We start from the raw sequence: 22,095 nt of genomic DNA, 5'->3' as shown, positions 1-22,095 counted from the left end.
TTTATTTTGATTGAAGTAATTTATCATATTCTTTAAAGTGATATGGATCTTCCACTTTTTTGCCATTGATAAACACAGTTGGCGCTGTCTTAATATGATGTGCTTTTGTATCTTTCTTATCTTTATTTGCAGCTTTCCATGCGGCACTATTTTTAGTTTTATATTCTGACTTTATTTTTTCTTTTTGATCTGCAGAAATATTCAAATGATCAATCTGTTGGTCAACTACTTTTTCAGTAATCCACGCTTTCTTTTCATCTTGTTGATGCTCAAACATTAATTTTTGAAATTGTAAATAAGAACGAGGTGCAATATTTTGAACTGCATGTCCTGCTCTTGACCCTATAATTGAATCTTTACCTAAAAATGCCATATTAACGTATTTAATTTCCGCTTTATGGTTGTTTAAATATTTCTCTTTAAGTTTAGGCATCACATTCTTTTCAACCTTTTTACAATATGGACATTTAAAATCACCATAAATAACAATGAGTGGTTTACCGTCTTTAGTAGCTTGAGGCGATTTCACATCTTCTTTACCACAACCGCTCACTAACACGATGATGAAACACAAACATATTATACTGATTAATTTTTTCATTGTTGCTCCTTATCACTTATAGCAGGCTAGCGCATATTTTCTTCTTTGTAATCTGGATCATGTTCTTGATAATAACCTTTTGAGTTAAAGTTTTCTTTATATTTAGCCTTTTTCCCCTTAAACTCATAAGTGTAATAATGGACTTCTTCATCATCACTTAAAGGTTTATACGCTAGGATAACGTATTTTCCTTTATCATAAACATAGATATTAGCATCCTTTTTATCAAAGTGCTTCACTTCGTCGCCAGCATCTCTTTTTGCTATTTTAGTTTGTTTCTTTTCTTGTAACGTAACCGCTTTATCAATTTTATCTGTATATTTTCCACTACTACATCCGACTAGTACTAGTGTTAATACACTGATCATCACTACGAATTTCTTCAATATGTTCACTCCCGATAATATGACTCATTTGAGATGAAATCTTATTTTAAATCATGTCATCTTTCACTCTAGATTTTATCATAGAATCCAGAGTATCACAGTATCAATTCATACAAAAAACACAATTTTAAATTAATTTTAAAAATAAATAGAATCTATGATTTTATCACATCATACAAAAGTATGACGCTATTTTTTATGATATGATGTGTAATGATAGTAGTATTTTGATAATATAATTATTGACGATTCATTAATTAGTTTTTATTTCTAGAGGGGAAGATATATATTGAAATTTGTAAACTTAACATCCGAAGAATTCGGTAAATTTACTACAGAACATTTTTCACATTACACACAATCAAGCATTCATTATGACAATCGACGTGAAATGCGTGGAGACGTTCATCTTGTCGGTGTTAAAAACGATAAAGACGAGGTCATTGCTGCTTGTCTGTTAACTGAAGCACGTACATTAAAATTCTTTAAATATTTTTATACACACCGTGGTCCAGTCATGGACTATAATAACTTATCACTAGTACATTTCTTCTTTAAATCTTTAACTTCATACTTGAAGAAACATAATTGTTTATATGTACTTGTTGATCCTTATATTCTTGAAAATTTAAGAAATGCTGATGGTGAAATTTTAAAATCATACGATAACCGCGCTGTTATCAAAACTATGGAAGATTTAGGCTATAAACACCAAGGTTATACAGTCGGATATGATATGATGAGCCAAATTCGTTGGCTTTCAGTCTTAGATTTAAAAGGTAAATCAGAAGATCAATTAATGAAAGAAATGGACTATCAAACACGTCGTAATATTAAAAAAACTTATGAAATGGGTGTAAAAGTACGCACATTATCTATAGAAGAAACAGGTACATTCTTTGATTTATTTAGAATGGCGGAAGAAAAACACGGTTTCAAATTCCGTGATGAACCATACTTCGAAGAATTACAAAAGACATATGGCGACAACGCTATGCTTAAATTAGCCTATATCGATTTACAAGAATATCTCACTACTCTAGAAGACAAACACAAGGATTTATCAAAACAACTTCATGACGTAGAAACAGCTTTAGAAGAGAATCCAAATTCTAAGAAAAATAAAACGAAGCATACACAAATTAAACAACAATACGATAGCAATGAACGTAAGATAAACCAAACTAAAGATGAAATTGATAAAGAAGGTCAAGTATTGAACTTAGCCGCTGCAATATATATTTATAACGACCATGAAGTATATTACTTATCTAGTGGTTCTAACCCAAGATATAACCCTTATATGGGCGCTTACCGTTTGCAATGGGAAATGATTAAATTTGCCAAAGCACATCATATTGATCGTTATAATTTCTATGGTATTACTGGCGACTTTAGTGAAAACGCTGAAGATTATGGCGTTCAACGCTTTAAAGAAGGCTTTAATGCTAATGTATACGAATATATCGGTGACTTTGTTAAACCGATTAAACCATTGTTTTACCATGTAAAAGAATTAATTGAAAACAGAAAAAAATAAGTATACTAAAAATCCCAGTGAAACTGAATTCACTGGGATTTCTTTATCTTATAAATACTATTGAATGACATTTAAGAAACGCTTAAGTTCATCTGTTTGTGGACGATTAAATATATCGTCGGGTGTGCCCTGTTCACCTATTTTACCTTCATGAATAAATACAATTTGGTTAGATACTTCTTTAGCAAATCGCATTTCATGTGTAACGATGACCATCGTCATACCTTCTTGTGCTAAATCTTTAATCACTTTCAATACGTCATTAACAAGTTCAGGATCAAGTGCAGATGTTGGTTCATCAAATAGCATGACTTTAGGATTCATAGCTAAAGCTCTAGCAATTGCTACACGTTGTTGTTGACCACCAGACAATGCATGTGGACGTTGATCTTTCACATGTGTTAAGCCAACCTTTTCTAGTAGCTCTAGTGCTTTTGTTTTAGCTTCAGACTTACTTTGCTTCTTAACAGTAACTAAACCTTCCATGACATTCTCAAGCGCAGTCTTGTGTGGGAATAGATTATAACTTTGGAACACCATCCCAGACTGTTTACGTACTTCAATCTGTGATTTCTTGTCCTTAGCTGTATACGTTTTACCATTAACATAAACTGTACCTTCTGTTGGAATCTCTAAAGCGTTCATCATACGTAAGAGTGTTGTTTTACCTGAACCAGAACGTCCAACTAAAGTTACAACTTCGCCCTTATCGACTTTTAAATCGATACCTTTAATCACTTCTGTTTGATTAAATGATTTATGAATATTCGATAATTCGATCATGAGCGATACCCTCTTTCAATGTATGATTCATAAAAGCTTTGAATAACTGAAATGATGAAACAAACTACCCAATACATTAATGCAACTAAAAGATAAATCGTTAAATATTCATAAGAAGTTGAAGCAACTTCCTGTGCTTTACGGAACATTTCAGCTACTAAGATAAATCCTAATAAAGATGTATCTTTAATAAGTCCTAAGAATGTATTACCTAATGCTGGTATTGATACGCGAATGGCTTGTGGCAGAATAATACGTTGTACAGTTTGGCGATAATTCATTCCGATTGAATAAGCCGCTTCTGTCTGTCCTTTTGGTATAGAAATAATACCACCACGAATAATTTCAGATGCGTACGCACCCACATTAAGTGATAGCCCTATAATAGCTGCGATAACTGGTGCCAATGTCCATTGATTATCAGCATCGTTTGTTAAGAGTCTTCCTAATTCTGGAATACCGTAAAAAATAATAAATAATTGAACAATCATAGGCGTTCCACGAATGATTGATACGTATACTCGTGCAATACCTTTTAATATTTTACTTGTAGAAATACGCATTAAGGCTGTAAATAAGGCAATGATTAAGCCTAATACAAATGTTACAAGTGTGATTGGGATAGAATATTTCACTAATCCTTCTAACATAGGTCCAAATGCTTGCTTTGCAGCGTCTAAAGCATGAAGTTGTTCACTATTCAGGTTTAGAAACATCTTGACCAAACCATTTCTTACCTATTTTTTTAAGTTCGCCATTCTCGTCAATTTTCTTCAATCCATCATTGAATTTTTGTACTGTTTTATCATCAACTTTTTTAGAGAAAGCGAATGCTGATTTATTTTTCTCAGCGTCACCTTTAATTGCTTTGATTTTAGCGTTAGGCTTTTGCTTTTTATAATCTAAATAAGAGAGGCTATCGTTAAATGTAGCATCTACACGATTAGATAATAATAAGTCCATTGATTGGTTAAATCCATCAACTTTTGTGATTTTAGCGCCTTTATCTTTAGCTAATTGACCATAGTTAGAAGTAAATGTTTGTGCTAACTTTTTACCTTTAACATCATTGAATGATTTAATATTTTTTTCATTTTCACGAACGACTAATACCGCACTTGAATAAGTATAAGGATTAGAGAATTTGTATTTTTTCTCTCTATCTTTATTAATACCTACTTGGTTGGCAATGACATCAAAACGACCTGCATCTAGACCTGCAAACATTGAGTCCCAAGATGTTTCGTTAAATTTCAATTTAAGTCCTTCTTCTTTCGCTACTGCTTTAATAACATCAATATCGTAACCAGTTAACTTATCTTGCTTATTGTGGAAAGTGAAAGGTGCGTATGTACCTTCAGTACCCACTCGAATTGTATTGTCATCTTTACTACTTGATTTACTATCTTTGTTTGAATTGTTACCACATGCTGCTAATACAAATACTAATGCAATGACACAAAATAAAAGTCTTTTCATTAAACTATTCTCCCCTAATCTTATTATTCTAATCGGAATAAAAACATTTTAATCCTTAATGGGTAGTAAGTCAATAACTAGTTACTGGCTTTTGACTGTCATCACAACTCTGATTAGCTATTGTTCGTCTGTCGATTTTGTATTTTTCTTTAACATAAATGAACATAAAAAGCTCACTACTGTAATTAAAACGGCAAATAAGAAACCAGCGTGATAACCATGTAATAACGTATCTATTTTAATCTGTCCTAACATCTCGCTACGTTTCATGCCATCATAATCACTCATATTAGGTGAATAGTGTTTACTTGCTTGCGTTAAAATAGTAATTAAAATTGCTGTACCAATTGATCCCGCAATTTGTTGTACTGTATTAGTCATGGATGAACCATGCGCGTTCATTTCATATGTTAATTGGTTCATTGTATGCGTCATCACAGGCATTAAACCTAATGCGATTCCTATCATACGTATGCCATAAACTGTTGCTAACATCACTGAACTTGTATTTTCATCCATAATGACAAAATAACCAGTAGTAATGATTACAATCATCATACCGATGAGTGCTAAAGGTTTTGCACCGAATTTTTCATAAAGTCCCCCTGATGTGAATGACATAATCGCCATCACAATGGCACCAGGTAGTAGAATTAATCCGGAGTCTAAAGGCGTACGATTTAATAAATTTTGTACGAACATAGGTAACACTGTTTCAGAACCAATCATGGAAACCATGGTAACTGCCATAATTAAAATACCAATGGCAAATTGAGTGTTTTTAAACACACCAAAGTTTAATAATGGCGTTTCAAGTTTAGATTGTCTCCAGATAAATAAGGCAACAAGTATCACACCACCAATAATAGTAGTTAGAACGATAGGATCATTCCAACCATCGTGAGAAATTGAACTTGTTCCATATAACAAACCACCAAATCCTAAGACAGATAAAATGATTGAAATGATATCAATAGGTACTTTGATTGTTTCGCCCACATTTTTCACTGTAAATAGGGCAATGATAAATGTGATGGCAGCAATAGGAGCAACCACATGGAATAGTGATCTCCAATTTAAATACTCAACTAAATACCCTGATAATGTTGGTCCAATAGCTGGCGCAAGTCCAATAACTAAACCAAACATTCCCATATATTTACCACGTTCATGTGGTTCAAATATATTCAAGATGGTTGTCATCATGAGGGGCATCATGATACCTGAACCTAATGCTTGAATAATTCTTGCTATTAATAAAATAGTAAAGTTAGGACTAAATCCACCTAACATAGTTCCTAAGAAAAATATAAAAATACCAACTAAGAAAACTTGTCTTGTCGTATATCGTTGGATAAATAATGCTGATAATGGAATCACTACCCCATTAGTTAATAAAAAAGCTGTTGTCAGCCATTGTACTTGTGAATATTCAATGTTGAAATCTTTCATAATACTAGGTAGTGCTGTCGCTAATAAGGTTTCATTAAGCAAACCAAAGAACCCGCCTAGTAACATCGTAATCATCATTACTAATTTTGCTTTAAGAGACACTAATACTCCTCCTTACTTTCCTTTTCTTTTATCACAACATTATACAGTTGTTGAATGTAATATGCATTTTTTTAGTTCAAAAGGTTCTATTTGTACAAATCGTAATAATTACTATTTACATTTTTGAAACTTTCCGCCATAATATAAACAGATAAAGGAGGTCATATTATGAAAACAGATTTACAAACCGCACGACGTAATTTGAACAGTCCCAATATTAAAACAAGAAAACGTGCTTTGAAAATTATCAAACAACATAAAAGAGCAAAGTAATCCTTCCCTATTTCAATATATACATTTACAAGAAAGATGATACTTTCATTTGATGCAAAACATCATATTGCTAGACATCATTAATTCACATTAATATTACTCCACAAAAAAGGTCACCTATTGATGCAAGCATCAACACGTGACCTTTTATTTTTGACTATAAATAGTATTTGTCTTTCACTTCTAAATCATCTGTTAATTCGTATACTAATGGTGCTCCTGTTTTAATTTCATAACCGATAATGTCTTCATCTGATACATTTTCTAAATACTTGATTAGTGCTCGGATTGAATTACCATGTGCTGAAACTAATACAGTTTTATCATCTAATAAATGTTGAGAAATTTGATCTGTCCAAATCGGTACCACACGTTCTAACGTATCTTTCAAACTTTCAGAATACGGCATCATTCTATGATCTAAATGACGGTATCTTCTATTTTTCAAATATTCATTACGTTGTTCTTCACTTTCTGCAGGCGGTTGAATATCGTAAGAACGTCGCCATTGATGAACTTGTTCTTCACCAAATTGTTGTCTTGCATCATCTTTATTTAATCCTTGCAACGCACCATAGTGACGTTCATTTAAGCGCCAGCTTTTATATACTGGAATCCATTGTTGTTTTGATTGTGCTAAGATATACTGCGTTGTTTCCAATGCGCGTGTTAATAATGAAGTAAAGGCAACATCTATTTCTAACTGATTCTCTAATACTTTCTTACCTGCTGCAGTTGCTTCTTCAATACCTTGCTCAGATAAGTTAACATCTGCCCATCCTGTAAATAAATTTTTCGCATTCCATTCACTTTGACCATGACGACATAGAATTAATTTTGGCATCATTTAACACCTTCCTATTTATATAACAAACTATCTTGAAGGATAGCTGATATGTATATTCAATTAAAAAAACTCGTTTAATAAATCGATTTATTAAATTTTATATCTTCATTATAGAACTACCATATAAAATTTCAATCATTTACAGTTGCTATTATGTTGTCATTTTTTGACATATTTTTATTTCTATTGCAATGAATGTATTCTCACTAACATGTATGTCATCATTTTTTTATTTTCATGTAACCTATGCAAACAATTGAGGTGTTATAGTATGCATTACATCTTTAGAACATCATAAATTCAAATGATACATTCAGACTCATATCCTTGGGGGATATCAATTTAAGTCGAATATTATTCACTAACTAAAGGAGTTAACTATAATGAAAAAATCTATTTTAGCAATTATCGCTACAATTTCTATAGGTGCTACAGGTATGGAAGCACATCAAGCTCATGCAGCTGAAAACAACCAATCGTCACAACAAAGTTATTCAGAAAGTAATGAATCTACAAGTAGTGTTTATCAAGAGTTCATAGATGCAGGCGGTACTAAAGCATTGTGGGACAGTATTGTTATACCAGAATCAGGTGGTAATCCTAATGCATCAAACGGACAATATCATGGTTTAGGTCAAACGAACCAATCTTGGGGCTATGGTTCCGTTGAAAACCAAACTAAAGGTATGATTAATTATGCTAAAGAACGTTACGGCTCAATCGATAAAGCTATTTCATTCAGAGAAGCTAACGGTTATTGGTAAGCTGTATATATTAAAAAAGCGTCGAATAGAATCTTAATTGATACTATTCGACGCTTTTACTATATTATTTTATTGGTGTGATTGATGTATTTCATTTTCAGTAGCTTCATCTATTTTTGGTTCAGGATGTACATATACTGATGATATACCTTTCTCATGAAGATGTGATTCAACTTTATCACAAATTAAATGTGCTTCATTAATAGATAAATTAGGTTCAACTACAATAGTCACATCTAAAAAGATACTACTACCATGATAACGTCCTTTAATACTTCGAACGTCTAGCACGTCATCCACTTCTAAAATATCATTACGATATTCTTCTAAATCCTTTTCATTAAAACCATCACTTAATGTAAAGATAGATTCTTTAAATATTCCAAAGCCAGTATATATAATTAATAAACCTAATATTGTTGCTAAAACAATATCAATAATAGGAAATCCGATTTGTGTAAATACCAAACCTACTGCAGTACCAATACTGACTAAGCTATCTGATAAATTATCTTTAGCAGCAGATTTTAACGAACTACTATTTGTTTTCTTTGCTAATTTATGATTAATGACATAAACGCCAAGCATGATGAGACCACTGACAATACTAACTAGAATTGTAATCGGACTTGGTACATGTTTATCATGGGTTAATAATCGAGGTGCATTTTCAATGACAACTTGTATCCCCACAAACATAATAATAAATGATACTAATAATGTTGAGATATTTTCAGACTTTAAATGACCATATGGATGATTTTTATCTGCTGGTTTAATAGAAATTTTCAGTCCAACAATAACAGCAATAGAGACCACTATATCTGTCATATTATTCAATGCGTCCGCTCTGACTGCTGCAGAATTATATATAAATCCTGTCACGTATTTAGCTATTGAAAGAATAATATAAACAACTAAACTTAGATATGCCCCACGTTGTGCAATTTTCAAATTTTCATTTTGAGACATGACAATAGACCACCTTGATTTCCTTTAGTAATCATAGTATGAATCATAAAAAATGTTTTTACAACGTTTTTTAATTTCTATATTTTTTATATAATTAAGCTAATTATTTTTTTAGATTTGCCTAAAAATCAACCTGCTAATCGCTAAGAAAAAAAGTACTTTTTCAACTCAATTTCAAATTAAAAACCCATCAATTTATATTTGATCACATAAAAAATCTCACAAATGATATTCACTACTCATTTGCGAGATTATAATGTTATGCATGATTGAAATAATGATGATTACTCAAACGTCAATCTTTTAAAATCCATTTTGATAATATGAATGTAATAGGTATCGTAATGATCAAGCCAGCGAATGGTGCAATTTCTGATGGTATATTGAACCACTGTACAAATACATATAACAATACAGTCTGCATTCCCATATTAACGACTTGTGTCAAAGGGAAGCTAATAAATTTACGTAGTGTAGGTTTAACTTTATATACAAAGTAACAATTTAAATAGTAAGAAATGATAAAGCTTACTAAAAAGCCAGTAACATGACTAACTAAATAATTTACATTTAAAAGTTTTAGTAAGAGTAAATACACTACATAATAATTAAATGTATTCACCCCGCCTACAATAATAAATTTTATTATCTCAAAGTGCGTTTGAGTCAATTTCATACTTAATCTCCTTCAAGTTTTGCCATGTTCGATCCATACGGTACAATTTTCAATTTAACATTCTGTGGTATATCATAATATATTTTAAATAAATTGTGTTGTATATCATTGCGAGGCGTTGCTTTTTTAAGCATATTTTCAAACGGCAACTTCTCAAGTACGACCACATGTTTAATATGTTGTGTATCTAATTGATGTTTAATAGAATTTAACCGTTGTATATGTGTAAAATATATCATACTAAAAGTCACAATAAATATCATAGATAATCCTAATGCTAGTGCTCTTATCCCAATATGTAACGATTTCATATTAATTCCGCTCTGAGTCATTAATAGTAGTAAATACAAGGCCCATAATATATAAATAGTATAGAAGTTACCTGCCGTTATCGGAGACACTACAAGTAATGGCACAGTGACTAATAATATAGATCCAAGTGTATAGTAACCTAACATTCTCATAAACTGTGCTTTAAAAATGATATAAGTTGCAATAAATAACGCAATGTAGAACCATCCACAAACCATTAAATTTAATAAAGCGACACTGAGTGACCCTTTTAATTTATAAAATTGAAGAAAATCATATATAAAGAATTTATAGAAAGGCAAAATAGCGATACTGACTACCAAAACTACTTTCCAACGTAATATCCAATGATTGAAAAAGGTATTTTTAAATAATAAATATATTGTTATAAACGCAATCACGGTTAATATTAAATATTGATTAATGAAAATATATTCCGGTAATTCCTTAAATATAGTATGTAATATCTTATGTTTCAAACCTTGATTATCTGAGAACCGTAAATATTCGTTGCCACCTCTGTAAATACTGATATATATCGGGTTAATAAACATGAGCATACCGCCTATTAAACTTAACATAAAGCCCATGATTAAATAATAATTGATATGTCGATTTCGAATGACAAAGATGACATTCCCAACAATCAAAATCAACATATTATAAAGTGTTAAATTTTCAACAAACAATTGCCCTATTAAAGTGGATATTAAAAACAAACTTATCCACGTAGTATTGAGTTCTTCCCATTTATATATAGATACTACAACTACAAATAATATCAATATCGATAACACTGTACTAGGTACATAACTAAAGAAACCTGCGAAGTTACCATACGTATCTCTATAAATGATTCTTGGCATCATTAAAATGACTATAAACGCAATGATAATATACGTTCTACGTTGATATTTGCCAGTCATGATAACTAATAAATAGACCATACTCATTGATATAACGGCATAGAGAAGATATCTTAAAACACTGATTTTCATAGCTATTAATTCTAATAAGTTATCTAAGTATCTCCCATTCGTGTATTCAATAAGTCCTTTATACACCGTTAAATTATGTGCAATTGCCCATTTGAAATCATCTCCTGACAAAGGTGTTAGAATACTAATTAATAAATAAAAAAGAAAAATGAAAGTACACCATACGTATAATTCATTCAATTTAAAGTTGATCTTGTTGTTCATGTCTAAGTTGTTCACCTTACCTATATAAATATTACGCTATATTATTATACTATTATAAATTATATTTTCCATATATAATGTTGTATCTTTCATCCATGATTAATTGATCACTGATAATGTTTTATCTTTTGTTTTCAAGTTGACTCTTTTACAATAAAGATAATCAAATCGATGAGGAAGTGTCGTCCAATGAAAATAGTCATCGCACCAGATTCATTTAAAGAGAGTATGTCCGCAAAAGAAGCAGCGGAAGCGATACAAGAAGGATTTTCCACAATATTACCATCAACCATTGAATATGATTTAATTCCCATGGCTGATGGTGGCGAAGGTACAACTGAAGCCTTGATAGATGCTTTAAACGCTAAAATAATAACAACAACCGTAAAAGATCCACTCTACCGAGACATTAACGCTAATTATGCTTACTCACCACATCAAAAGATAGCAATAATAGAAATGGCCGCTGCATCCGGCTTAGATTTGTTATCAAATGAAGAACGAAATCCATTGAAAACCACTTCTTTCGGAACTGGGCAGCTTATTAATCATGCTTTAGATCAAGGTGCTCAAAAAATTATACTTGGTATTGGTGGCAGCGCTACGAATGATGGCGGCGCAGGCATGTTACAAGCATTAGGCGTAAAATTTACAGATAGCAATGGGCACTCTATTGAACCAGGCGGAATACATCTTCTTGATATCCAAACCATTGATACAACACAGTTAAATTCAAAATTAAAAAACATAGATATGAAAGTAGCTTGTGATGTGACTAATCCATTGTTAGGTGATAATGGTGCTACCATGATATACGGTCCACAAAAAGGCGCCACAACAAAGATGATACCAAAGTTGGATACCGCTCTAAGCCATTATCATGATAAGATAAAATTACAACTAGATAAAGATGTTAAAGACATACCTGGTGCAGGCGCAGCTGGTGGCATGGGCACAGCCTTATTAGCATTCTTGGACGTTCAATTATCTAAAGGTATTGATGTGGTTTTAGAAGAAACACATTTCAAATCTAGAATTAAAGATGCAGACTTAGTCATTACAGGTGAAGGCAAATTAGATTACCAAACGATTTTCGGTAAAACGCCAATTGGTGTTGCTCAAGTTGCTAAGCAATTCAATCTACCTGTTATAGCCATTGGTGGTAGTTTGGGCGAGCGATACGAAGCAGTCTATGATCACGGTATAGATAGTGTCTTTAGTATCATGAATCAACCTATGGATCTACAATACGCACTGGATAATGGACCTACCCTTTTAAGTCAAACTGCACACAATATCGCCCGTTTATTAAAATTAAACATGTCTTTTGATTCATAAATAAGCTAACCCAATAATGATGAGGTGAATGAAATGAAGAGAACTGATAAGTATAAAGAATCGTATCGTTATGATGACCAATACCAAAATCATCGTAGCCAAAGTGAAGAACGTGAATACAGAAATCAAAGTCAATATCGTGATCAAAATGAATTTAACGATCCAGAACAACACCCTGAACGCTATTACAATGGTAGAGATTATAGAAGAGAACAAGAGTTACAAGAAGAAAACCAAAAAACACGTAAATCTAAAAAATGGTTAATCGCTATTATCGTTATATTATTAATTATCGTGGCTATTTTCGTAACGAGAGCAGTGTTAAATCACAACAATAACAAAGTAAATAACGACCCTAACGTCTCTCAAAACTATAAAAAAGAAGTCGAAAATCAAAACGACGATATTAATAAACAAGTGGATACAGCTAAAAACGAAATTAAACAAAATAAAAATAGTCAAACTCAAATTAATCAATTACAACAACAAATTAATAACTTAAAACAAAAAGAAGAAACTAATGCAGATTCAAAACTCACACAATTTTATCAAGACCAAATCGATAAATTAAAAAATGCAAATAATGCACAACAAAACAACGAGAACCAAAACAAAGTAGATAGCATGCTACAAGACATCAATACAAAATTTGATAGCATTAAAACTAAAATTGACGAACTCCTTAATGGTTCCGGTAATTCAAAAAATCAACAACAATAGTCATCAACCATAACAGGCTTACATGTACTTCCATTTAGAAATACATGTAAGCCTGTTTTTGCCATTAAATTTTAAATATTGTTCTGTTTCAGTTTATTAATTTTAAATTGTAAAACTATTACTATCGATATTAGTGAAATAAATATTAAATGAAATGACAATCTCATTAATGCAAATGGTAATTCAAATAATATAGCTTTCCACATTAAATTTTTAGGCATATCCCATAAACCTGGAGTTAAAAATAGTTGGAAAGCATTTTGATGTTGAAAAATGTTAGATAAGTAAGTAGCTAAATAAATGATACATACAGAAGTTATTAGATTAACTATCCTTTGATAAAATGCTAATTTAGATTCATTATCCGAAAATAAATCATCATTACCATCCCGTTTCTTTTCCCAGTACTGATTGTTAACACCATGTGGTCTACCAGAAATATGATCCCATCCACATTCCTCATGTAAAGTGACATAATCATAAAAATCTCGCTTTTTTAAAGAACGATAATCTACCCTGACTACGTAATTTTCATCAGTTTCTATAAATTTATAAAATCCAAAAGTTGAAAAACTAACTAATTTATAGCCTTCATCAAGAATATTGTTAATCCATTTTTCTTCTTTAATTGGGTTTAAAAACATTCTGAATTTAGTCATTTTTTTCAATTTGATCACTTCCTGATTCATAAATATTCACCATTCTACGTAACCTATCATTTTCAATTTCTAAAATTTCTTTGCCAAGCTGAGTTATTTTATAAACCTTTCTACGTTCCTTTGATTCGCTAATCATGTTTATATATCCATTCTTTTGTAAATTTTCTAGTGCGCCATACAAAGTCCCTGCTGCAATATTTACATCACCATTACTCATTTCGTTAACTTGTTGCATAATTTTATAACCATGTGCTGGCTTGACTAATGATAATAAAATATAATGCATCGTTTCTGATAAAGGTAGCAGTTTGTATCTTTTCATAATAATCTACCTCACTTTCATTATATAGTTCTACTGTACAGTTAAACTATATAGTTAAACTGTATAAATGTCAAATACATAAAAATTTAAATTACTACATACAAATATGGTTAAAACATATATAATTTGTTCTATAACTTCTTTAAAAGGAGAATGATTATGCAAAATACAAGTGCCAAGCACTTCCCTTTCATATTAATTATCATTTTCGGTGTAATGACTACCTTTGGTCCTTTATCGATTGATATGTATTCACCATCGTTACCGAATGTGCAACATGCTTTTAGTTCAACGACATCTGAAATTCAATTAACGATTTCTTTTGCAATGATTGGCTTAGCACTTGGACAATTTTTCTTTGGTCCGTTATCAGATGCATTTGGTCGAAAAAAAATTGCTTTAACGATTCTAGTTATATATATGCTTGCATCCTTAATTGCGGTATTTACGACAGACTTATATTTCTTTCTATTTTTAAGATTGCTTCAAGGTTTAACAGCAGGTGGCTCTATTGTTATTGCAAAAGCATCTATCGGAGATAAATTTAGTGGTGACGAAATGGCTAAGTTTTTAACGTCACTTATGGTCGTTAATGGGATTATTACTATCATTGCACCATTACTCGGTGGATTCGCTCTAACCATATCTACTTGGAGAAGTATCTTTGTCATTCTGACAATAATCACAATCATCGTCATTATCGGCGTATTGATGAAAATGCCATCAACAGATCAATCCGAACGTAAAATATTAAACTATGGACGTATTTTTAAAGATTTTGGTCAGTTGTTAAAGAAACCATCATTTGTGATTCCAATGTTGTTACAAGGATTAACTTATGTCATGTTATTTAGTTATTCAGCCGCATCACCATTTATTACGCAAAAAATTTATAGCTTATCGCCACAACAATTTAGTATGATTTTAGCAGTCAATGGAATCGGCTTAATTCTAGTAAGTCAAATTGTGGCACTATTAGTTGAAAAGTTGAGTCGATACACGCTATTAATCTATTTAACACTAATCCAAATCATTGGGGTCGTATTGATTATTTTAACGTTAACAATGCATTGGCCTATTTGGATGTTAATCATCGCTTTCTTTTTAAATATAAGCCCGGTTACGTCTATCGGACCGTTAGGCTTTGCACTCGCTATGGAAGAACGAACTGGTGGTAGTGGCAATGCTTCAAGTTTATTAGGCTTATTCCAATTTATTTTAGGCGGTGTGATTTCACCATTAGTTGGTCTTAAAGGTCAATTTGACGCTTCACCATACCTAGTAATCATTTCAGTAACGGCAATATTATTAGTCATATTACAAGTCATTTATTTCAAACTTAATCCAACTAAATATCGTTCATAAAATAAAAAACGCAAGTGTGATGCTTTCAGACCTATAAGTCTGAAAGCATCTAACACTTGCGCTTTTTTATGATTTATTTTGTTCTATGGGTAACCAAATTTCAGTAATATAATTGTCGTCTTGCGTATCGCCTTCAGGATACAATTCGAAAAACGGTGCACGCTTTAACTGAATATTCTCAGTTGGAATCAATTCCTGATGAATTTGACGCATCGCTTGTCTAATGGATTGAGGTACTTTCCCTTTCGCATTGACCACAAGATAATCATTATCCTCTAGTTGATACGTTTCTAAACCGTCGTTTGGATTGGTCTCACAAGACACCCCAATCATATAATTCATTTTACCATCTTGTTGTGGTAAACAAAGACCAAGCAACCCATTAAGTGCTAGGTCACTTTTTTCTGCAAGTCTACGATCTAATCCCATAGACGTCACATCTTCCCAAAAATCAGGAATATTACTTTGAGCATGACCGCCACTTTTAAATTGACGTGTCACGCCAATAATATGTGTCGCTTTCATACTTTTAATTTGATAATCCATCTTTGACTCCCCTTAAAAATTTCTACTCCCATTTATTTATAACCTATCTTGGGATTGAATAACATTAAAATGATTATTTCTAAACATATCATTATCCAAAAAATGGTGCACGGTATATAATATTGAATATTATTTAAAGTGTATTTAAGTCGAAGGAGATTAACGATGAACCAAACTATATTACCTGTTAAACCGATGAGTCAGTTATTTCCAATACCAATGATTATGGGCTGTGAAGGCGTATCAGCGTCTATGATGCTTCACTATAATGAACAACCTGTTAAAGCTACAGACATTATGAAAAATTGGCCCACCCACCCAAACAATCCATATAAAGGTTATGTTGGTCATCATTTACTTGTTAAATTTGGCTATCACCAAACCATTTTCCCAAAAGCCTATGTTCCGTTTTTACAAAAATACAACTCACATATCATTGACGGCACAGGTACTAGCTTGGCTGAATTAGAAAAGATCATTGATAAACGACAACCTATTGTGATTTATCATACGAGTTTAGGTGCTCGACCAATGCGTCGTAGCTTCAAATTTGATGGTCGTAAAATTCGTCTGGTTTCGAATATCCATGTCACATTAGTAATTGGCTATGATGATCAACACTATTATTATATAGACCCACTATGGAGTCATATAAAGAAAGGTGTTATTGTTCCAGCTATCTTCCCTAATCAAAAACAAATCATTAAAATTAAGAAATCTAAAATGGAACGCAGTTTTAATGCCCCAGGGCGCATGTGTTTATACGTTGATCCTAAATAATCAATATCAAAAACACTTCGCTAACACCCACTATTATTTTGAGTGTTAGCGATTTTTAAATGATAAAGTCCATTAGTGCATGATTCATTTCCTGAGAAATATCATCTGTACGCCATTGACGTTGATATCCTAAACATGGACATAAATAGTGTATACCCTTATCCATCAAAGTTTTTCTAAAATGAACGTGCCCCATAATACTATATTGAATATTGTTAGTTTGGTATATATGATTGAAGTCTTTGGTTCCGATATAAGCATTAAAGAAATCAAAAATACGATGTGGTGTTGGCACTACGAAAGCAGGATGTGTAACAACATGTGTTACTAAAATAATCTTACGTGTGCCAACTTGTTCTATATCCGCTTCCACTTGTTGCGCCGCTTGTAATGACAAATCTTTATCCGTCATATCACAATCCATTCTCACTTTATCTTGCCAAGTTGCACCATAATGTTTACCTCGTTCTAATTTCTCGAATGAAAATTGGTCATTAGCAAATGAGTAATCATACCATCCTGTATGCCCCACTATTGCCCAATCATCATTAATAATATACGGTTGTTTAATCAAACACGTGTCTTGTTGTGTATAAATGTCGAAAATGTCTTGTGAACTTTTATCTGTACCATCAGACCATAAATCATGATTCCCAGGTACAAATAATATTGGGATATTTAGCGTTTCTTTTAAGTCATTGATAAATTGAATCACTTGTCGATAGTCATTTGAAATGTCACCTGCAATGACGAGTAACTCTATATTTCTTTTGATTACCACATCAACTAAACTATCCAAATAATGTTGCACGGTTAATTTGGGGTGTCGATCAACATGTAAATCTGAAATCGCACCTATTCTCATTTTACATTCCTTCTTCACATATTATTTATCATTGTTAATCATTATTACATATCTCTTTTTTGATTCAAAAAACTATGATTGATAATCATTATCACCATATCATTTCAAAAATTATTATTTTATCTTTATAATAGTTATGTTTTCGAAAATTAATTACTATTGAAAGTACCCCTATTTAACAGAATTATGTGATTATTCAAAAAAGTCATAAGTAATATTTATCATACAAAGCCTAATAAATGTATTTACTTATATTTTGAAAATTAATTGCTTTATTACAACTATTTCTATAGTATTAATAAAAAGAAAACGCTTTCACAAAAAATGTTTATTTTGCTTTCCTGAGGAGGAACATTATGGCAAGACAACTACATAGAGAGTTGAATAACAGACATATCCAATTAATTGCAATTGGGGGTGCAATTGGTACGGGGCTATTCTTAGGTTCTGGACAGACGATTTCACTTACAGGACCTTCTCTGTTATTCACATATATGATTATCGGAATGATACTTTTTGCTTTTATGCGTGCTTTAGGGGAATTATTATTAAGTAATACGAAATTCAATTCATTTGTTGATATAGCCAATGAATACATCGGACCTTTCGGTGGTTTCGTGATTGGTTGGACTTATTGGATTTGTTGGATTGTTTCGAGTATGTCTGACTTAACAGCAATGGGACAATATTTCGCCTTTTGGTATCCACAAGTACCTCACTGGCTAACAGTATTATTCATTGTATTAATTTTAATTTCGTTTAACTTACTCGGTGCAAGACTATTTGGAGAATTAGAGTTCTGGTTCTCAATTATTAAAGTAGTTACAATTGTCGCTATGGTTATTGTAGGTTTAGTATTGATATTCTTTTCTTTCAAAACACATTACGGGCATGCATCATTTACTAACCTAGTTAAACATGGCGGTATGTTCCCACATGGTGCATTTGGGTTCTTAATGTCATTCCAAATTGCTGTGTACTCATTTATAGGTATAGAATTAATTGGGGTTACAGCTGGGGAAACAAAAGATCCTCAGAAAACGATTCCTAAAGCTATCAATAACGTACCTATTCGTATTTTATTATTCTATATTGGTGGACTACTCGTTATCATGTCCGTCATTCCATGGAATGGTATCGATCCAGATAGCAGTCCATTCGTGAAATTATTTACATTGATTGGTATTCCATTTGCCGCTGGTATTGTTAACTTCGTAGTATTAACAGCTGCCGCTTCTGCGACAAATAGTGGTATTTATTCAAACAGTCGTATTCTATTCGGCTTATCTAAACAAGGTCTAGGACCAAAAGTGTTAAGTAAAACCAATTCAAATGGTGTTCCTTACTTATCAATGTTCGTGTCATCATTTACTTTATTGGTCGCAGCACTACTTAACTTTATCTTTCCAGATGCCATTCAATTATTTATATATGTCACTACGCTATCGACAGTATTGTTCTTAGTTGTATGGGCAATGATTATTGTTTCTTATATTATTTATGTTAAAAAGAATCCACAAGAACATAAAGACAATAAGTTTAAATTGATTGGAGGACAAGCTACAGCATACGTTGTATTAGCATTCTTTGCGTTTGTATTCATTTTATTATTCTTTAGTGATGATACTAGAGCTGCTATCTTTATTTCACCATTCTGGTTCATCTTCTTATACTTCTACTATAAAAAGTATAAAAATAACGCTAAAGACTTAGCTGATAAGCAACGCTTATCTGATCAAAAACACGTAGAAAACACATAATAATTATATTATTATAAGGTATAATCGATTTTGTCGATTATACCTTTTTTTGTCTAATTTGTTTAAATTGTAAATGTGAAAATATAAGGTAGAATAATATATATCATTATTACAAGGAGATTTCTATGGAATTATTAGAAGCTTTTATTATCTTTATAATTGCAGTAGTGATTAGTTCGATTATACATAATCGATTTCCTAAAATCCCTACTGCTTTTATACAAATCGCGTTAGGTGTGGCCATCTTCACCTTACCTATCCCCATTCATTTTGATTTCGATTCTGAGGTCTTTATGATGGCTGTCATTGCACCTTTACTATTCGTTGAAGGTACGCATGTTTCAAGAACGAAATTACTTGAATATAAAAAACCAATTATTCTAATGGCTATGGCTTTAGTATTTACTACCGTTATTGGTGTAGGTTTCTTTATTCATTGGATCTGGCCTAATTTACCAATGCCAGCTGCCTTTGCTATTGCAGCAATTCTATGCCCAACAGACGCAGTTGCTGTATCAGCTATCACAAAAGGGAAAGTCTTACCTAAAGGATCAATGTCCATACTTGAAGGTGAATCACTTTTAAATGATGCTGCCGGTATTATTTCATTTAAAATTGCTGTTACAGCTTTAGTCACAGGTGCCTTTTCAGCTGTAAATGCGATAGAGCAATTTATCGTGTCTACAATTATTGGTATTTTAATTGGAATTATTGTAGGTTCAGTGGTTGTCAGATTACGTATTTACTTAACTGCTAACAAAGGTATGAAAGACAATAATACTTTAACATTCATTCAATTACTTACACCATTTGCTGTTTACTTTATTGCAGAGTTGTTCCATGCATCAGGCATTATCGCAGTTGTTGTTGCAGGTCTTTTACATGGTTGGGAACGCGATCGACTCATTCGTGCACAAACTGAACTACAAATGAGCTACTCGCAAATTTGGAATACGTTGAGTTATGCCCTAAACGGATTCGTATTCGTGGTATTGGGATTCATCGTTCCTGAAGTTGTCATCCAAATCATCAAAGTAGAACCAGATAATATTAAATTCTTAATATTGATTAGTTTGCTTATTGCACTAGCTATTTATGTTGTTCGTTTTATCTGGGTGTTCTTACTATACAAAGATTTCTATTATCCAAATCACTTACAACGTTACTTGGAAGACACGGATATCGCTGAAGAACAACCACCAAGCCGTATACGTTATTCATTTATTATGACAATGTGTGGTATACACGGAACAATTTCATTATCCATGGCCTTAACATTGCCAACGATTATCAATAACCACCAAACCTTCGAGTATCGAAATGATTTATTATTCATCGCTTCATTAATGGTACTTATCAGCTTAATAATGGCGCAAGTGGTATTACCTTTCATCACAGAATCAGAGAAATCAACAGAAAATGAAGGTATGACCTATCAATCAGCAAAAATTTTCATTATGCAAGCGGTTATAAGTCGCCTTAAAGAACTATCTGAAAAGAATAAAGACATTGATTATAGACCTGTATTAACACAATATTATGGAGAAATGTCATTCCTAATTAATGCAGAACCAGATAATCAAAATACTAAAGAATTACATCGTTTAGCAGAAATTGCTGAGGAAGAAGAAACTGCCACATTAGAAAGACTTATCAATAAAGGCAAGATCAATTCACAAGAGTTGAATAACTATAGAAATGTTAAAGAACTTACTAATTCCTATAAAGAAGCTTCTTTTGTAAAGAAAATTTCACGCTTCTTTAAAATGTTCTATCTTCGTTTTAAAGCAAGAAAGAATTTACGTAAACAAGAGTATGATCGATTTAAAAAGGAACATGCTCATAAAGATCATGTCTCACCAAGCAAATCAAATCAAACTGAAAATAATTCGCAACATCACAATGAAGAAGCACAACTTGACCGTACAGAAATGTTAAAAGTTTATCAAAATGATTTGAAAAAGGTGCAACAAATTTTACGTATCGTTAATCATCATATTATTTTACGTATGCAAAAAGAGCAAAATGCTTCAAACGTGTTAGAAGTAAGTTTAGTTGTTGATCAATATCACACCTTATCTCGTGCCTTACGTAATCGACGTAAAGGTAATAAAAATAAAGATAAATCAAACCAAACTTCTAAAGAATTAACAACTGAAGCGCAACAAAATATTCACCTCCAAGCTATTTATGCTGAACGTGAATATTTAGATGCTTTAATTAAACGTAATCAACTATCACGTAAAGTGGCAAGTCAATTACGGGAAAATATCAACTACAATGAAATAGTATTTGCAGAGAAATATTAACTATATGTCTCAAACTAAAAGCCGTCGCACTTATTAAATAAT

At 31.9% G+C, this 22,095-nt stretch carries 23 protein-coding genes; 9 read left to right on the top strand and 14 right to left on the bottom strand.

Annotated features, from left to right (window positions below):
* Position 1: 1 nt before the first annotated feature.
* Positions 2–601, bottom strand: coding sequence for a thioredoxin domain-containing protein (locus P7F85_RS02325; protein WP_002465464.1), 600 nt, complete (start codon positions 599–601; stop codon positions 2–4).
* A gap of 26 nt (positions 602–627) precedes the next feature.
* Positions 628–987 (bottom strand): DUF4467 domain-containing protein, encoded by a 360-nt coding sequence (locus tag P7F85_RS02320; protein ID WP_046464437.1) that lies wholly within the window; start codon positions 985–987, stop codon positions 628–630.
* 289 nt (positions 988–1,276) lie between these two features.
* Between P7F85_RS02320 and P7F85_RS02315 the strand changes: the two genes are divergently transcribed.
* Entirely contained in the window at positions 1,277–2,527 is a 1,251-nt protein-coding gene (locus P7F85_RS02315) for an aminoacyltransferase (protein ID WP_015364722.1), read from the top strand.
* Between the two features lie 57 nt (positions 2,528–2,584).
* Here the strand turns inward: P7F85_RS02315 and P7F85_RS02310 are convergent, their stop codons facing one another.
* From P7F85_RS02310 to P7F85_RS02295, 4 genes are all read right to left on the bottom strand, one after another.
* Positions 2,585–3,310 (bottom strand): amino acid ABC transporter ATP-binding protein, encoded by a 726-nt coding sequence (locus P7F85_RS02310; RefSeq protein ID WP_002466659.1) that lies wholly within the window; start codon positions 3,308–3,310, stop codon positions 2,585–2,587.
* Positions 3,307–4,026, bottom strand: coding sequence for an amino acid ABC transporter permease (locus P7F85_RS02305; RefSeq protein WP_002466658.1), 720 nt, complete (start codon positions 4,024–4,026; stop codon positions 3,307–3,309). The genes P7F85_RS02310 and P7F85_RS02305 overlap by 4 nt, the downstream gene beginning before the upstream one ends.
* Complete coding sequence (locus P7F85_RS02300) at positions 4,007–4,789, bottom strand: transporter substrate-binding domain-containing protein (RefSeq protein ID WP_002466652.1); 783 nt, start codon at positions 4,787–4,789, stop codon at positions 4,007–4,009. The genes P7F85_RS02305 and P7F85_RS02300 overlap by 20 nt, the downstream gene beginning before the upstream one ends.
* A gap of 117 nt (positions 4,790–4,906) precedes the next feature.
* Positions 4,907–6,343: an MDR family MFS transporter gene (locus P7F85_RS02295; protein WP_002466654.1), complete on the bottom strand. Its 1,437-nt coding sequence runs from the start codon at positions 6,341–6,343 to the stop codon at positions 4,907–4,909.
* A gap of 168 nt (positions 6,344–6,511) precedes the next feature.
* Between P7F85_RS02295 and P7F85_RS02290 the strand changes: the two genes are divergently transcribed.
* The gene (locus P7F85_RS02290; RefSeq protein ID WP_015364720.1) at positions 6,512–6,616 is read left to right on the top strand and encodes a putative metal homeostasis protein; all 105 of its coding nucleotides are present in this window, start codon (positions 6,512–6,514) and stop codon (positions 6,614–6,616) included.
* A 157-nt stretch (positions 6,617–6,773) separates the two neighbouring features.
* Here the strand turns inward: P7F85_RS02290 and P7F85_RS02285 are convergent, their stop codons facing one another.
* Positions 6,774–7,460, bottom strand: coding sequence for a 2,3-diphosphoglycerate-dependent phosphoglycerate mutase (locus tag P7F85_RS02285; protein ID WP_002466650.1), 687 nt, complete (start codon positions 7,458–7,460; stop codon positions 6,774–6,776).
* Positions 7,461–7,846: 386 nt separating this feature from the next.
* On the opposite strand from P7F85_RS02285, the gene P7F85_RS02280 reads away from it, so the two are divergent.
* Positions 7,847–8,227, top strand: coding sequence for an aggregation-promoting factor C-terminal-like domain-containing protein (locus P7F85_RS02280; protein WP_002466656.1), 381 nt, complete (start codon positions 7,847–7,849; stop codon positions 8,225–8,227).
* 69 nt (positions 8,228–8,296) lie between these two features.
* Here the strand turns inward: P7F85_RS02280 and P7F85_RS02275 are convergent, their stop codons facing one another.
* From P7F85_RS02275 to P7F85_RS02265, 3 genes are all read right to left on the bottom strand, one after another.
* Positions 8,297–9,199 (bottom strand): cation diffusion facilitator family transporter, encoded by a 903-nt coding sequence (locus P7F85_RS02275; RefSeq protein WP_002466660.1) that lies wholly within the window; start codon positions 9,197–9,199, stop codon positions 8,297–8,299.
* A gap of 295 nt (positions 9,200–9,494) precedes the next feature.
* On the bottom strand, positions 9,495–9,875 hold the full coding sequence (locus P7F85_RS02270; RefSeq protein ID WP_002466655.1) for a GtrA family protein: 381 nt from the start codon (positions 9,873–9,875) through the stop codon (positions 9,495–9,497).
* A 2-nt stretch (positions 9,876–9,877) separates the two neighbouring features.
* Entirely contained in the window at positions 9,878–11,389 is a 1,512-nt protein-coding gene (locus P7F85_RS02265; RefSeq protein ID WP_447158559.1) for a hypothetical protein, read from the bottom strand.
* Positions 11,390–11,578: 189 nt separating this feature from the next.
* On the opposite strand from P7F85_RS02265, the gene P7F85_RS02260 reads away from it, so the two are divergent.
* Both P7F85_RS02260 and P7F85_RS02255 read left to right on the top strand, forming a co-directional pair.
* Positions 11,579–12,727 carry a glycerate kinase gene (locus tag P7F85_RS02260; RefSeq protein WP_019236069.1) on the top strand — a complete coding sequence of 383 codons (1,149 nt, stop codon included), beginning with the start codon at positions 11,579–11,581 and terminating at the stop codon, positions 12,725–12,727.
* Between the two features lie 33 nt (positions 12,728–12,760).
* On the top strand, positions 12,761–13,447 hold the full coding sequence (locus tag P7F85_RS02255) for a hypothetical protein (RefSeq protein WP_002466727.1): 687 nt from the start codon (positions 12,761–12,763) through the stop codon (positions 13,445–13,447).
* Positions 13,448–13,518: 71 nt separating this feature from the next.
* Here the strand turns inward: P7F85_RS02255 and P7F85_RS02250 are convergent, their stop codons facing one another.
* Positions 13,519–14,106: a DUF2812 domain-containing protein gene (locus P7F85_RS02250; RefSeq protein ID WP_447158578.1), complete on the bottom strand. Its 588-nt coding sequence runs from the start codon at positions 14,104–14,106 to the stop codon at positions 13,519–13,521.
* Positions 14,099–14,428: a PadR family transcriptional regulator gene (locus P7F85_RS02245; RefSeq protein ID WP_002466723.1), complete on the bottom strand. Its 330-nt coding sequence runs from the start codon at positions 14,426–14,428 to the stop codon at positions 14,099–14,101. The genes P7F85_RS02250 and P7F85_RS02245 overlap by 8 nt, the downstream gene beginning before the upstream one ends.
* A 159-nt stretch (positions 14,429–14,587) precedes the next feature.
* Here P7F85_RS02245 and P7F85_RS02240 point away from each other — a divergent pair, with 159 nt between their 5' ends.
* On the top strand, positions 14,588–15,793 hold the full coding sequence (locus P7F85_RS02240) for a multidrug effflux MFS transporter (protein ID WP_002466722.1): 1,206 nt from the start codon (positions 14,588–14,590) through the stop codon (positions 15,791–15,793).
* A 66-nt stretch (positions 15,794–15,859) separates the two neighbouring features.
* Here the strand turns inward: P7F85_RS02240 and P7F85_RS02235 are convergent, their stop codons facing one another.
* On the bottom strand, positions 15,860–16,339 hold the full coding sequence (locus P7F85_RS02235; protein ID WP_002466724.1) for a GyrI-like domain-containing protein: 480 nt from the start codon (positions 16,337–16,339) through the stop codon (positions 15,860–15,862).
* 165 nt (positions 16,340–16,504) lie between these two features.
* Between P7F85_RS02235 and P7F85_RS02230 the strand changes: the two genes are divergently transcribed.
* The gene (locus P7F85_RS02230; RefSeq protein WP_002466726.1) at positions 16,505–17,119 is read left to right on the top strand and encodes a C39 family peptidase; all 615 of its coding nucleotides are present in this window, start codon (positions 16,505–16,507) and stop codon (positions 17,117–17,119) included.
* Positions 17,120–17,174: 55 nt separating this feature from the next.
* On the opposite strand, the gene P7F85_RS02225 is transcribed toward P7F85_RS02230, so the two are convergent.
* On the bottom strand, positions 17,175–17,984 hold the full coding sequence (locus tag P7F85_RS02225; RefSeq protein WP_002466720.1) for a metallophosphoesterase: 810 nt from the start codon (positions 17,982–17,984) through the stop codon (positions 17,175–17,177).
* A gap of 356 nt (positions 17,985–18,340) precedes the next feature.
* On the opposite strand from P7F85_RS02225, the gene P7F85_RS02220 reads away from it, so the two are divergent.
* Positions 18,341–19,744: an amino acid permease gene (locus P7F85_RS02220; RefSeq protein WP_002450366.1), complete on the top strand. Its 1,404-nt coding sequence runs from the start codon at positions 18,341–18,343 to the stop codon at positions 19,742–19,744.
* A 125-nt stretch (positions 19,745–19,869) separates the two neighbouring features.
* Positions 19,870–22,053, top strand: coding sequence for a cation:proton antiporter (locus tag P7F85_RS02215; protein WP_015364715.1), 2,184 nt, complete (start codon positions 19,870–19,872; stop codon positions 22,051–22,053).
* Positions 22,054–22,095 lie beyond the last annotated feature (42 nt).

The organism is Staphylococcus sp. aM (assembly GCF_052975125.1).
Note: the sequence above shows the minus strand (reverse complement) of the source record. Positions and strands in the feature narration are given on the sequence as shown.